16 protein-coding genes and 1 tRNA gene are annotated in these 13,037 nt (G+C 65.3%); 3 read left to right on the forward strand and 14 right to left on the reverse strand.

The window, feature by feature from the left end; all coding sequences use genetic code 11:
- Nucleotides 1–140: 140 nt before the first annotated feature.
- Nucleotides 141–2,117, forward strand: a complete 1,977-nt coding sequence (locus tag HNP47_RS05175) for a M61 family metallopeptidase (RefSeq protein WP_184278606.1) — start codon at nt 141–143, stop codon at nt 2,115–2,117.
- 155 nt (nt 2,118–2,272) lie between these two features.
- On the opposite strand, the gene HNP47_RS05180 is transcribed toward HNP47_RS05175, so the two are convergent.
- Nucleotides 2,273–2,953 carry a type 1 glutamine amidotransferase domain-containing protein gene (locus HNP47_RS05180; RefSeq protein WP_184278607.1) on the reverse strand — a complete coding sequence of 227 codons (681 nt, stop codon included), beginning with the start codon at nt 2,951–2,953 and terminating at the stop codon, nt 2,273–2,275.
- A 119-nt stretch (nt 2,954–3,072) separates the two neighbouring features.
- Here HNP47_RS05180 and HNP47_RS05185 point away from each other — a divergent pair, with 119 nt between their 5' ends.
- Nucleotides 3,073–3,990, forward strand: a complete 918-nt coding sequence (locus tag HNP47_RS05185) for a PHB depolymerase family esterase (RefSeq protein WP_184278608.1) — start codon at nt 3,073–3,075, stop codon at nt 3,988–3,990.
- A gap of 124 nt (nt 3,991–4,114) precedes the next feature.
- Here the strand turns inward: HNP47_RS05185 and rplL are convergent, their stop codons facing one another.
- From rplL to HNP47_RS05215, 6 genes are all read right to left on the reverse strand, one after another.
- Nucleotides 4,115–4,498, reverse strand: coding sequence for a 50S ribosomal protein L7/L12 (gene rplL / locus HNP47_RS05190; RefSeq protein ID WP_055754823.1), 384 nt, complete (start codon nt 4,496–4,498; stop codon nt 4,115–4,117).
- A 62-nt stretch (nt 4,499–4,560) separates the two neighbouring features.
- Nucleotides 4,561–5,076 (reverse strand): 50S ribosomal protein L10, encoded by a 516-nt coding sequence (gene rplJ, locus HNP47_RS05195; protein ID WP_055754822.1) that lies wholly within the window; start codon nt 5,074–5,076, stop codon nt 4,561–4,563.
- Nucleotides 5,077–5,386: 310 nt separating this feature from the next.
- Entirely contained in the window at nt 5,387–5,959 is a 573-nt protein-coding gene (locus HNP47_RS05200) for a DUF2059 domain-containing protein (protein WP_184278609.1), read from the reverse strand.
- A gap of 69 nt (nt 5,960–6,028) precedes the next feature.
- Nucleotides 6,029–6,481, reverse strand: a complete 453-nt coding sequence (locus tag HNP47_RS05205) for an NUDIX hydrolase (RefSeq protein WP_184278610.1) — start codon at nt 6,479–6,481, stop codon at nt 6,029–6,031.
- A 153-nt stretch (nt 6,482–6,634) separates the two neighbouring features.
- Nucleotides 6,635–7,717: an AI-2E family transporter gene (locus tag HNP47_RS05210; RefSeq protein ID WP_184278611.1), complete on the reverse strand. Its 1,083-nt coding sequence runs from the start codon at nt 7,715–7,717 to the stop codon at nt 6,635–6,637.
- 69 nt (nt 7,718–7,786) lie between these two features.
- Entirely contained in the window at nt 7,787–8,203 is a 417-nt protein-coding gene (locus tag HNP47_RS05215; RefSeq protein WP_184278612.1) for a helix-turn-helix domain-containing protein, read from the reverse strand.
- Between the two features lie 53 nt (nt 8,204–8,256).
- Here HNP47_RS05215 and HNP47_RS05220 point away from each other — a divergent pair, with 53 nt between their 5' ends.
- The gene (locus HNP47_RS05220; protein WP_184278613.1) at nt 8,257–8,865 is read left to right on the forward strand and encodes an NAD(P)-dependent oxidoreductase; all 609 of its coding nucleotides are present in this window, start codon (nt 8,257–8,259) and stop codon (nt 8,863–8,865) included.
- 64 nt (nt 8,866–8,929) lie between these two features.
- Here the strand turns inward: HNP47_RS05220 and rplA are convergent, their stop codons facing one another.
- From rplA to HNP47_RS16305, 7 genes are all read right to left on the reverse strand, one after another.
- Nucleotides 8,930–9,619, reverse strand: a complete 690-nt coding sequence (gene rplA / locus HNP47_RS05225; RefSeq protein WP_017506695.1) for a 50S ribosomal protein L1 — start codon at nt 9,617–9,619, stop codon at nt 8,930–8,932.
- Nucleotides 9,620–9,622: 3 nt separating this feature from the next.
- Nucleotides 9,623–10,054 (reverse strand): 50S ribosomal protein L11, encoded by a 432-nt coding sequence (rplK, locus tag HNP47_RS05230; protein ID WP_055754816.1) that lies wholly within the window; start codon nt 10,052–10,054, stop codon nt 9,623–9,625.
- A 227-nt stretch (nt 10,055–10,281) separates the two neighbouring features.
- The gene (gene nusG / locus HNP47_RS05235; protein WP_017506694.1) at nt 10,282–10,857 is read right to left on the reverse strand and encodes a transcription termination/antitermination protein NusG; all 576 of its coding nucleotides are present in this window, start codon (nt 10,855–10,857) and stop codon (nt 10,282–10,284) included.
- Between the two features lie 13 nt (nt 10,858–10,870).
- Nucleotides 10,871–11,185 carry a preprotein translocase subunit SecE gene (gene secE, locus HNP47_RS05240; RefSeq protein WP_017506693.1) on the reverse strand — a complete coding sequence of 105 codons (315 nt, stop codon included), beginning with the start codon at nt 11,183–11,185 and terminating at the stop codon, nt 10,871–10,873.
- A gap of 70 nt (nt 11,186–11,255) precedes the next feature.
- A tRNA-Trp gene (locus HNP47_RS05245) sits at nt 11,256–11,331 on the reverse strand.
- Between the two features lie 96 nt (nt 11,332–11,427).
- Nucleotides 11,428–12,762, reverse strand: a complete 1,335-nt coding sequence (locus HNP47_RS05250; protein WP_153923662.1) for a hemolysin family protein — start codon at nt 12,760–12,762, stop codon at nt 11,428–11,430.
- Between the two features lie 95 nt (nt 12,763–12,857).
- Nucleotides 12,858–12,992, reverse strand: coding sequence for a hypothetical protein (locus HNP47_RS16305; protein WP_255360388.1), 135 nt, complete (start codon nt 12,990–12,992; stop codon nt 12,858–12,860).
- Nucleotides 12,993–13,037 lie beyond the last annotated feature (45 nt).

The raw sequence follows: 13,037 nt of genomic DNA on the forward strand, positions 1-13,037 counted from the left end.
GGCGCCTGTGGGACTTCAAGAACCCCTCCACCGCTTCGCGGTCCCCCTCCCCATTTCATGGGGAGGAGACACAACGCCGCGCTTGACGCATCGCCCCCCGCCCCCGACGGTGCGGCTCCCTCGCCGAACCGGATGACCGAATGCCGCGTACCCGCCTGACCGCCGCCTGCCTCGCCGTCCTGATGACGACCGCAGCCGCTCCCGCGATAGCACAGACCTTCCAGTCCACGCCCGTCATTACCGATGCGACCCAGGCGCCGCTGGCCCTGCCCCGCGCCCAGCCGGCCATCCCCGCGCCCCAAGACACCCCCTATCCCGGCGTCATCCAGTACCGCGCCGACATCACCGATCTGGACCGCCGCATCATCAACGTCAGCCAGACCATTCCCGTCGCCGGCCCCGGCGCGCTGACCCTGCTCTACCCGAAGTTCCTGCCCGGAAACCACGCCGCCACCGGCCCAATCCAGCTGATCTCCGGCCTGACCGTGACGGCCAATGGTCAGCGGATCGAGTGGCTGCGCGACACGCTGGATCCCTATGCCTTCCACCTCAACATCCCGGCGGGCGTGACCAGCATCGACGTGCAGTTCCAGCAACTGACCCAGCCGGACGCCTCCAACTGGCGCGTGCTGATGACTCCGGCCATGGTCAATCTGCAGTGGGAGAAGGCCATCCTCTATCCGGCCGGCTATTTCAGCCGCCAGATCCAGGTCGCCCCGAGCGTGGTCCTGCCCGCCGGCTGGAAATACGGCACCGCCCTGAGCACCGCTTCGCAAGACGGCGACGTGGCGACCTTCGCCCCGACCGACCTCTACACCCTGATCGACAGCCCCATCTTCGCCGGCGCCCACTACCGCCGCGTCGACATCGACCCCAGCGGTGAGCGCGTCCACCTGAACATCCTGGCCGATCAGGCCAAGGGTCTGGCCGCCACCGACGACCAGCTGAAACTGTTCGAAAACATGGTCCAGCAGGCCGACCGCCTCTTCGGCGCCCGTCACTTCGACAACTATGAATTCCTGTTCGCCCTGACCGATCAGATGGGCGGCATCGGGCTGGAGCATCATCGCTCGTCCGAGAACACCGGTGCGCCCGACTTCTTCACCAACTGGACCAAGAGCGCCGGCGACCGGGGCCTGCTGCCGCACGAATACACCCACTCCTGGAACGGGAAGTTCATGCGTCCGGCGGACGAGCTGACCGCCAACCACAACGTCCCGACCCAGAACACCCTGCTGTGGGTTTATGAAGGTCAGACAGAATATTGGGGCGACGTGCTGGCCGCCCGTTCGGGCCTGCATTCCAAGGACGTGGCCCTGGCGACCCTCGCCAGCGTCGCCGCCTTCTATGACCAGCAGCCGGGTCGCCAGTGGCGCGCCTTGCAGGACACCAACAACCACAATCTGCTGGGCTATCGCGTGCCGGGGCAGTTCACCTCTTGGATGCGCGGCACCGGCGACTACTACCGCGAAAGCCTGCTGGTCTGGCTGGACGCCGACACCCTGATCCGCGAGGGCACCAATGGCCGCAAGTCGCTGGATGATTTCGCCAGGGGCTTCTTCGGTCACGACGACGGCGAATGGGCGCCTCAGGGTTACACCTTCGAAGATGTCGTCGCGGCCCTGAACGCCGTGTATCCCCACGACTGGGCTTCCTTCCTGCGCACCCGTCTGGACGCCGTCGGCCCCGACGCCCGCGCGCCGCTGGCCGGGATCGAGCGTGGCGGCTGGCGACTGACCTACACCGACACGCCCTCGGCGGCGGAGAAGTCGGTCCAGAGCGGCTGGGCCAACGACTTCCAGTATTCGCTGGGCTTCACCCTGTCGGGCGACAAGCTGACCAACATCCGCTGGGGCGGGCCGGCCTTCGAGCAAGGCCTCGGCGCCGGCTGGAGCCTGGTCGCCGTCAACGGCAAGGCCGGCTCGGCCGAGGTGTTGCGCGACGCCGTCACGGCGGCGAAAGGGACCGACGCCCCGATCGAACTGTTGCTGAAATCCGGCGATCGCTTCCGCACGGTGGCCTTCGCCTATCACCACGGCCTGCGCTACCCCCGCCTGGAGCGGATCGAGGGCGCGCCGGATCGCCTGTCCGACATCCTCGCGCCTCGGCGGCGCTAACTCTGGGCGACCGTCTCCTCCCCACTCGGTGGGGAGGTGGCGCGACGCGCCTTCGCGTCGCGACGGAGGGGCTCTTCAGGTCTGTGGGACTTCAAGAACCCCTCCACCGCTTCGCGGTCCCCCTCCCCGCATCGCGGGGAGGAGACAGTTTTTCCTTATGCGCTCAACAGCTTCAGCAGCGCCTCGGCCGCTGCGTGCGACGAGCCGGGGTTTTGCCCGGTCACCAGCTTGCCGTCGGTCAGCACATAGGAGCCCCAGTCCGGCCCCTTGGAGTAGTCGCCGCCGTTGGCGGTCAGTACGTTCTCGACCAGGAACGGCACCACGTCGGTCAGGCCCACGGCCTCCTCTTCGGAGTTGGTGAAGCCGGTCACCTTGCGGCCGTTGACCAGCGGCTTGCCATCCGGCCCGTTCACCGACTTCAGCACGCCGGGCGCATGACAGACGAAGCCGGTCGGCTTGTCCGCCTTGGCGAAGGCCTCGATCAGGGCGATGGAGTCGGCGTCGTTCGCCAGGTCCCACAGCGGTCCGTGGCCGCCGGGATAGAAGACGGCGTCGAAATCCTCGGCCTTCACCGAAGACAGGACGACCGTCGAGGCCAGGGCGGCCTGGGCTTCGGCGTCGGCCTTGAACCGGCGCGTGTCGTCGGTCTGGGCGTCGGGGTCGTCGCTCTTGGGGTCCAGCGGCGGCTGACCGCCCTTGGGCGAGGCCAGCACGAGCTCCGCGCCCGCATCTTTCAGCGCGTAATAGGGCGCCGCCAGTTCTTCCAGCCAGAAGCCGGTCTTCTTGCCCGTGTCGCCGAGTTGGTCGTGCGACGTTAGCACCAGCAGAATTTTCATAGGGGATGGCTCCGTCTTGGGGTGTCCACAGATGGGAAGCCGCACGGCGCCGCTCAAGACTGGCCTCGATGCCGAAAACACCCCACCCTGTCGCTCTCGATCAGCGGAGACAACGTCGCATGAAGCCTTGGTTCGGTCTGTTCGCCGCCCTGATGGGCCTGATGATCTTCAGCCCGTCGGCGCAGGCGGCCGGTCCTTGCAACATCGGACAAGCGGGCGCGACTCAGGCCGTCGCCATCGGCCGCACCGGACGCACGATGCGGATCCACCTGCCCATCGGTTTTGACCCAGCAAAGCCGGCGCCTCTGGTCTTCCTGCTGCACGGCAGCGGCGGCACGGGAGAGAAGATGCTGGCGTCTTCCGGCCTGGCTGAGGCGGCGGATCGGCACGGCTTTATCGTCGCCGCGCCCGACGCCGGCATTCCGATCGATCAAGGTTTCGTCTGGAACATCCCCGGCGTGCCGACCGTCACCGGCGCGGTGCCCGGTCCCGGCGATGCGGACGACGTCGCCTATCTGACGGGGGCCATCGACTATCTGGCCGACCAGGGCTGCGTCGATGACAGCCGCATCTATGCGACGGGCCTGTCAGGCGGCGGGCGGATGACGTCCTGGCTGGGTTGCGTCGCCGCCGATCGTTTCGCCGCCATCGCTCCGGTCGTCGGCTTGCGCGCCGGCAATCCCAGAAAGGACCGCCCGCAGGAGCCGGATCCCGCCACCTGCCGCCCCTTGCGCCCCATGCCGGTCATCGCCTTCGCCGGCGACGCCGACACCACCAATCCGACCCAGGGCGGCGGCGCAGGCTATTGGAGCTACACTATGCATGCCGCCGAACAGCGCTGGGCCCAGTTGAACGGCTGCACCCAGGTGCGCGACACCCGCTGGATCGCCGACAAGGTCTATGAAGAGGGCTACGCCGCCTGCCGCGACGGCGCCGACGTCGTGGGCCGCATCACCTCAGGCGGCGGCCACAGCTGGGTCGCCGACAACGACGCCCTATGGGCCTTCTTCACCGCCCGCACCCGCCCGCAGCGCTGAGCGCTCCACGCACAGCAGCAGCGCCCGGCCTCAAGTAGCGCGAAGCGCGATAGGCCAACAAAAAAAGACCCGGCGGTTTCCCGCCGGGCCTTTCCGATCTTCAGCAAATGCCGAAAGTCAGACCTTACTTGATCTGGACCTTGGCGCCGGCTTCCGTCAGCTTCTTGGCGACTTCATCGGCGGCTTGCTTGGAGACGTTCTCGACGACGTTCTGCGGAGCGCCTTCGACCAGGTCCTTGGCTTCCTTCAGACCCAGGTCCGAACGGACGCCGCGGACTTCCTTGATCACGTTGATCTTCTTGTCGCCGCCGTCGACCAGGACGACGGTGAATTCGGTTTGCTCTTCGGCAGCTTCAGCCGGAGCGCCGCCGCCGGCGGCCGGAGCAGCCATGGCGACCGGAGCAGCGGCGCTGACGCCCCACTTTTCTTCCAGCAGCTTGGAGAGTTCAGCAGCTTCGAGGACGGTCAGAGCGGACAGGTCTTCGACGATCTTGGCGAGGTCAGCCATTGTCAGTTTTCCTTCGGAGGATTGGTTTTAGAGAGTGATGCAGAGATGAAAGGCTGGGCCGCTTACGCGGCTTCCTTGGTGGCGTAGGCGTTGAACACGCGAGCCAGCTGACCGGCGGGTGCTTGCAGCACGCCGGCGATACGGGTCGCAGGCGCGTTGAGCAGGCCGATGAGTTGACCGCGAACCTCGTCGAGCGTCGGGAGCTTGGACAGTGCGTCCACGCCCTTTTGGTCGACGATGGTCGAGCCCATGAAGCCGCCGACGATCTTGAAGCGATCGTTGGCCTTGGCGAACTCGGTGGCGACCTTGGCGGCCGTACCGGGGTTCTCGGAATAGGCGATGCCCACGGGACCCTTGAACAGGTTGTGGTAGTCGCTGCCTTCCTCGGCCTCGAGCGCCTTCAGCGCCAGGCGGTTCTTGACCACCTTGAACGCGCCGCCTTCTTTACGAAGACGGCCACGCAGATCTTCCATTTCCGCAACGGTCAGACCCAGGTTGTGGGTCACGACCACGCTGCCGGCGTCGGCGAAAACGCCCTTGAGCGATTCGATAGACTCGGCTTTTTGAGCGCGATCCATTGCGGTCTCCAGTCTTGGTGTTCGCCGCCGGGCTTATTCCCGACGACGGATTGGCCAAAGCGCGTCGCATCGCTGCGAAACGTCGGGCCGGTCGTATTGTCCGAAGGATGCGTCTGACGGCGTCCGTCCCGGAATGCGGGCTGACAGCGCAGGGTCGCGTCCCCATCTCCCCACGGCGTCAGAGGGCTCTCTGACAGTTATGGCCCGGGTGACCCCCACGCCCCGAAGTTCTCGGACAGGACCGTCAGAAGATGAACCTCCGACGGGAAGCGGCGCTCTTACAGGCGCCGCCGTTGGAAATCAACCCGGCTTAACGCCGGCTGGGCTTTGCGCCGGTCTCGTCTTCTTCGCCGCAATCGAACCGAGCGCAGTATTTGCTCTCGAACTCCTCCAGAAGGTTCGTCATCGCTGCGGTCTCGACCTCCTGTGAGGCCATGCTCAAGGATATCGTCTTGGCTGCGACAGACCGCCCGACAGCCGTGCGATAAAATGCGATCTGAGCGACAAGCTCTTCTTCGGTGAAGACGGAGCCGTAGATCGGCGCCAAGTCATTCATGAATCGCTCGATCATTCTGCTCGCCATCGACGGCATGTTGGTGCGGACCCAGATCGCTTCTTCGCCGCCCTTCTTATCCATTTCGCCCATCTGCGCGACCATGACGCGCTCAAACTCCTTCATGAAGTTCGGTCCGACGGACAGGTCGATCAGTTCGCGCGCCAAGGCGCTGCGGCGGGCCAGGCCGGAATCCTGCTGCGCTGGCTCGACGCGCGTGACGACGACCGTTTCGGACTGAGCCGCCGCCTGCGCGTGCGCGCCTGTCACGCTCAGCCCCAGCGCCAGACCCAGCGACGCGGCCAGCGCCAGTTTGCGTGTGATGGTCATGATAGCCTCCCCCGCCCTCTTATCGGGAAGCTCAGACCTGCAGGCCAGTCGAATTCGACCGACGGTTGCTCAATCTTCCAGCGGCGTGGCTTCGAAGTCGCGGATCAGCGCGGCCAGATCGGGCTCGTGAACCAGGTCCGCAGCCTCGCTAAAGCTCATCCAGCGGCGCTCGCGTTGATGCGCTTCGGGCCAGGCGCCCATCTGGATCAACACCTCCATCGGATAGACCGACACCACACATTGGCGAACCCCGCCGTCCTTCAGACCCTTGGCGTAACGGAATACGCCGATGGATTGGGTGTCGATGTCGCCCTTGACCCCCGCCTCCTCCATCGCCTCCTGGGCGGCGGCCTCGGGGTCGCTCTTGCCGACCATCCGCCCGCCCTTGGGGATCACCCAGCGCCGCGTTTCGCGCGAGGTGATCATCAGGATGCGACGTTCGCCGTCCTCCAACCGCCACGGCAGGGCCGCGACCTGCCGGGTCTCGGAACGGGTGGTGCGTTTCGACCGGGCCTGCGCCACGCCTCAGCCCTCGCCCCTTGCGTGCGCGGTGCTGACGATTCGTGCTGGCGCTCGCCCAATCTTCACGTCTGGTTCCAGGTCTGCCGGTCGCGGCCGCCCTCGAAACGGGATCGCGACGGCTGCGTCAAGTTGTCAGACCACGGACGGTCCCATTTATTTCTCACCAGGCGCCTTGGCCTTTGGATCGCCCAGCACGTCCTGACGATACAGCATGGTGATCAGCGTGTGCAGCACCAGCGCCAGCGGCGTGGCGAACAATACGCCCAGCGGCCCGAACAGGGTGCCGATTCCCACCACGGCGAAGATGCCCAGGACGACCGGCAGATTGGCCACGTTCTTCTGCACCATCGGCGTGATGAAGTTGCTCTCCAGTTGGGACACAACGACATACAGCGCCAGCGTCATGAGGGCCGTCTCCCACCCTTGTGTGGCGCCCACCAGCACAGCCGGCACGGTGGAAACGATGGGCCCAACGATCGGCACGAACTGCGCCAGGCCCGTCAGCAGACCCAGCCCCAGCGCCGACGGCACGCCGATGATGGCCAAACCGACCCCTGTCATCGTTCCGACCAGGACCATCGAGAACAGCTGCGCCTTCAGCCAGCCCTTCAGCGCCTTGCCGCAGCTGTTCAACACTTCGCGCATTCGCGGCCGCCGATCCATGGGCAGCATGGACAGCAGCCCCTCGCGCGACTTGGCGGGCTCGATCGCCAGGAAGACGCCCGCCACCACGACCAGAACCAGGGTGGTGACGCCGGATGCGAAGCCCAGGGCGAACTTCTGCGCGACCTGCAACGCCTGACCGGCGCGGCCGCCCAGCCCCTGCAACTGCTCCAACAGCTGCGCGGCATAGGGCTGGGCCTGGATCCAGGACTGAACCTGCTCCCAGCCTTGCGGCACCACGGCGGACAGGGCAACGACCTGTTCGGTGATTTGAGTGCCGAACAGGGTCAGAACGCCTGCCAGCACCGCGATCACGATCAACAGCGACAGGAAGACGGCCAGCGCATCCGGCGCCTTCAGCCAGCGCACGATGGGATCGGCCAGCGCGCGCAGGATCACCGACACCACGATGGCCCCGAAAATAAGCAGCCACAGCGTCTGCAAGGTCACGATCAGCTGGACCGCGAAATAGGCCGCCACCAGCACGATGGCGCCGAACGCGAGGCGTCCCTTCCACGGGTCGTGGCCGCCTACACCGGGCTTGTCGCCCATCAGTTTTCCCAGTCCGAACATATCGCCCCCTTCAAGGTCGCGACAGGAACGCGGGTCGAGCGTGGCCGTTCGCCGCACGCGATAAAAAAGTCAGTGGACGTCGGAGGATCGCTGATCGTAGGCCATTTGCGCGGCCGCGACTTCGGGCATCCGGGTCTCGGCCCAGTCGATCATCGACTGCATCGCCGCCATCAGGGTCCGGCCCAGCGGCGTGACTGCATAGGTCACCGACACCGGCACGGTGGCCACGACGGAGCGTGACACCAGGCCGTCGCGCTCCAGCGACTTCAGCGTCTGGCTCAACATCTTCTGCGACACCCCATCGACCCGCTGCTTCAGGGCGTTGAACCGGATCGGCCCCTCTCCCAGCACGATCAGGATCAGGGTGCTCCACTTATCAGCGATGCGGTCCAGCAGCTGTCGCGTCGGACAGTTCGCCGCGAACACATCGCCGCGCAGCCAGGTTTCTTGAAGGTGACCAGGTGTCCGAGAGGTGCCGTCTTGCATGGGTGCATCCCATATCGCACCTGGTATCCACTGGATACCCAAAGGAGCCTTCCATGAAAGTCGCAGTTCTCGGCGCCAGCGGTCGCGCCGGCTCGGAAATCACCAGGGAGCTGGCCGCGCGCGGTCACACAGTCACCGCCATCGCCCGCAAGCCGCAAGCGATCCCGACCGCCACCGGCGTCACGCCTGTCGCCGGCGACGCCTCGGACGCCGCCGCGCTCGCCGACCTGATCAAGGGTTCGGACGCGGTCATCAGCGCCCTGCATTTCGATGTTCCCGCCGCGACGATCCTGGGCGCGCTGAAGACCGCCGGCGTCCCGCGCCTGCTCGTCACCGGCGGCGCCGCCAGCCTGGAGGTCGCGCCTGGCGTCCTCTTGTTCGATACGCCGCAGTTCCCGGCCGAATGGAAGCCCATCGCCAAGGGCGGCCTGACCTTCCTGGACGACCTGCGTCAGGAGACCGAAATCGACTGGACCTTCTTCTCCCCCGCCGCCCTGATCGAGGAAACGCCACGCCTGGGCCGCTATCGCACCGGGACCAACCAACTGGTTGTAAACGCCAACGGCGACAGCAAGATCGGCTTCTCCGACTACGCCATCGCCATGGTCGATGAACTGGAGAACCCCAAGCACAGCCGCGCCCGCTTCACCGCCGCCTACTGATCCGGGCAAGAAAAAACGGCGGGGATCGCTCCCCGCCGTTCTTCAGTGTGGCTTGTCTTTCGACTTAGGCGCCCAGCGAGGCCGGGTCGACCTTGAAGCCCGGGCCCATCGTCGACGACAGGCTGATGCGCTTCACATAGGTGCCCTTGGCGCCCGACGGCTTGGAACGCACCAGGGCGTCCACGATGGCCTTCACGTTGGCTTCCAGGGCGTCCTGGGTGAACGAGACCTTGCCGATGCCGGCGTGGACGATGCCCGCCTTCTCGACGCGGAACTCGACGGCGCCGCCCTTGGCGTCCTTGACGGCCTGGGCCACGTTCGGGGTCACGGTGCCGACCTTGGGGTTCGGCATCAGGCCGCGCGGGCCCAGCACCTTACCCAGACGGCCGACCAGGGCCATCATGTCCGGCGACGCGATCACGCGGTCGAACTCCATGAAGCCGCCGGCGATCTTTTCGTACAGATCTTCGGCGCCGACGTGTTCGGCTCCGGCTGCGGTGGCTTCGGCGGCCTTGGCGTCCTTGGCGAAGACGGCGACGCGAACGTCACGGCCGGTGCCCGACGGCAGGTTGACGACGCCACGGACCTGTTGGTCGGCGTGACGCGGGTCGACACCCAGGTTGACCGAGATTTCCAGCGACTCGTCGAACTTGGCCTTGGCGTTTTCCTTGGCCAGCTTGATGGCGTCGGAGAACGGCAGCAGGTCTTGGGTCACGCCGGTGCGGGCCTTGAAGGCCTTGGTTTGCTTGGCCATCGTTTAGCCCTCCACCACTTCGAGGCCCATCGCGCGGGCGGAGCCTTCGATGATCTTGGCCGCCGCGTCGATGTCGTTGGCGTTCAGATCCTTCATCTTCTTTTCGGCGATCTCGCGCAGTTGCGCCTGCGTGATCTTGCCGGCGACTTCACGGCCGACCAGCTTCGAACCCGATTTCAGGCCCGTGGCCTGCTTCAGGTACCAGGTCGCCGGCGGCGTCTTGGTGATGAAGGTGAACGACTTGTCCTGATAGACGGTGATCACGGTCGGAAGCGGGGTGCCCTTGGCTTCCTTCTCGGTGCGCGCGTTGAACTCCTTGCAGAAGCCCATGATGTTCACGCCGCGCTGACCCAGAGCCGGGCCGATCGGGGGCGAAGGCGTGGCCGAACCGGCCGGCACTTGCAGCTTGATATAGCCGAGAATCTTCTTGGCCATTGGTCTCTCCTATGAATGACCCGGCGCGAACGCAGGGCCGGTGAGCCGTGGTGCGGCATGGCTGCCTCCCACGGATTTGACGCTCCACGAACCGAAGGCCCGCCGAGCGAAGGCGCGCGTGTAACAGAGGGGGGATGGAAAGGCAACGCAACGCACCGCCCTCGCCGCAGAAACGAAAAAGCCGCGCCCTTTCGGACGCGGCTTAAATCTCGACAGGTGCGTGAGCCTCAGCCCGCGACCTTCTCCACCTGGGCGTATTCCAGTTCGACCGGCGTGGCGCGACCGAAGATGGACACGGCGACGCGCAGGCGGGCGTGTTCCTCGTCCACGCTCTCGACCGAACCGTCGAAGCTGGCGAACGGGCCGTCGATGACCTTGACCTTCTCGCCGATGTCGAAGCGGATGGTGGGCTTGGGACGCTCGACGCCCTCTTCCACCGCGCCGATGATGTTCTGAACTTCACGCTCGGAGACCGGCAGCGGCTTGGTTCCGCCCGCGGCGCCCAGGAAGCCTGTGACCTTCGGCGTGTTCTTGACCAGGTGATAGGCCTGGTCGGTCATTTCCATCTTCACCAGGACATAGCCGGGGAAGAACTTGCGTTCCGAGTTCACCTTGCGGCCGCGACGGATCTCGACGACGTCCTCGGTCGGAACCAGGATTTCGGAGAAGGCGTCTTCCAGGCCTTGTTGCTTGGCCTGATCACGCAGCTGCTCGGCGACCTTCTTCTCGAAGTTCGAGTAGGCGTTGACGATGTACCACTTGTGGCGCGGATTGGCGGGCTTTGCGGGCGCTGCATCGGTCATGGGCGCGTCTTTCTCAGGATCCGAGAGCGATGATGTAGCGGAAGGCGTAGCCTAGGCCGGTGTCCACGATCCAGAAGAAGATCGAGGCGATGATGACCATGATGAAGACCATCACCGAGGTGATCCAGGTCTCCTTGCGGCTGGGCCAGACGATCTTGCGGCCTTCGGCGCGCACCTGGCTCAGGAACTGGCCAGGGCTGGTGCGGGGCTTCTTGGGCTCGGGCGAATCGACCGTGATGGCGGCGGCGCCGGCCGCCTGAGGCTTGGCGCCCATCTGGGGCTTCGCGCTGCCTTGAGGCCGCTTGCCGGGAGTTTTGGCCTTGGCCATCAGTTGCTCTTCACACAATTGTTCCTGTCGCCCCAGATGGGAAGTCCCATCCGGAAGCGACAGGGGGGATTGGCAGGAGTTGGGGGACTCGAACCCACGACCCCCGGTTTTGGAGACCGGTGCTCTACCAGCTGAGCTAAACTCCTAGACAACCGCGCAAACCCGAAAGGTCCGTGCGTTCGCCAGAGGGGGGCGTATGCCCGACACCGCCCGCCATTTCAAGGGCGATGTGACACTTGCGATCAGTCTTCCAGATGCGCGGCGATGGCGTCCCGCTCGTCCTGAGCCTTCACCAGTTCCTTGAAGATCAGCTTGTCGATGCGGCGGTCGTCCATATCCACGACCTCGACCTCGAATCGGCCGACCTGCAGCACTTCGCCCTCGTCCGGGACGCGCGAGATCTGGTGCAGAATCAGGCCGGCGACGGTGTGGAAGCCTTCATGCTCGCCAAAGTCCTCGCCCAGCTTGTCAGCCAGTTCGTCCAGGTCCGTCTGACCGTCGACAAGCCAGCTGCCGTCGGCGCGCTGATGGATCCAGGCCTGCTCTTCGTCATGGCCCTCGTTGAAATCGCCGGCGATCATTTCCAGAATGTCGGTCGCCGTCACCACGCCTTCAAAGGCGCCGTACTCGTCGACGATGAAGGCCATGTGGACACGCGAGCCCTTCAGGATCTCCAGCGCCTTCAACACCGAGGTCGACTGAGGAATGAAGGCCGGCTCGGCGACCAGCGGTTCGATGTCGAACTTGCCGTTGGTCAGCAAGCTGTCCAGCAGATCCTTCTTGTGAACCACGCCCAGCGGATTATCGACGTCGCTCTCGCGCGCCACCACGATCCGCGAATAGGGGCAGGTGCGAATCTCTTCGCGCAGCATCTCTTCGGGGTCGTCCAGCGCGATCCAGAACACGTCGTGGCGCGGCGTCATGGCCACCCGCACCGGACGGTCGCCCAGGCGCAGGATTTCCTCGATCATCACCTGCTCTTCGGGCTCGATCAGGCCGGCCGAGGTGCCTTCGGCCAAGATGGTCGCCACCTCTTCCTGGGTTACGTCCGAGCCATCGCGATCCTTGACGCCCAGCAGCTTCAGAATGCCCGAGGTCGAGGCGGTCAGCAGCAGGACGAACGGCTTCAGCACGATCGCCAGCTTGGAGATCGGCCCGGCCATCTTGGACGCCACCGTCTCGGGGAAGATCAACGCCAGGCGCTTGGGCACCAGTTCGCCGATGATCAGCGAGACATAGGTGATGCACACGACCACCAGGGCCGTGGCGAAGAATTCGGTATATTGAGCCAGGGCCGGGAAGGCGACTTCCAGAATGCGATCCAGCTCGCCCGCGATGGTCGCCTGACCATAGGCGCCCGCCAAAATGCCGATCAGGGTGATGCCCACCTGAACCGCGGACAGGAACTGAGTCGGTTCTTCCGACAGTTTCAGCGCCGCCCTGGCCCCCCGGTCGCCCCGTTCCGCCCTCGCCTGTAGTTTGGATTTCCGCGAGGAGACGACCGCCAATTCAGTCATGGCGAACAAGCCGTTGAGCACCACCAGGAGCAGAACGACAGCAATAGCGATGAGTAACATCTAGGGGGTTTTGGGGACCGACGCGGCGCAACAGACGGCGTCCGCAGCGCTACAGTAGGGCAGGATCGCGACCAACGCCACGTTTTCCTTTGCGCTCAGCCCGTCCGCCCGGCTTCGACCGAGCCGTAAGCGCCCGAAACCGGCCGACCATTGGCGTCATACTGGGTCGCACAAGCGCTCATGCCCAGCACGGTGCCGATGAAGATACCCAGTCGAATGGCGCGTCGCATTTGGTTACCGAAAGATTAACGTCCGATCCGAACGTAAATCCCGGT

Source organism: Brevundimonas vesicularis (genome assembly GCF_014204545.1).
Taxonomy (GTDB): domain Bacteria; phylum Pseudomonadota; class Alphaproteobacteria; order Caulobacterales; family Caulobacteraceae; genus Brevundimonas; species Brevundimonas vesicularis_B.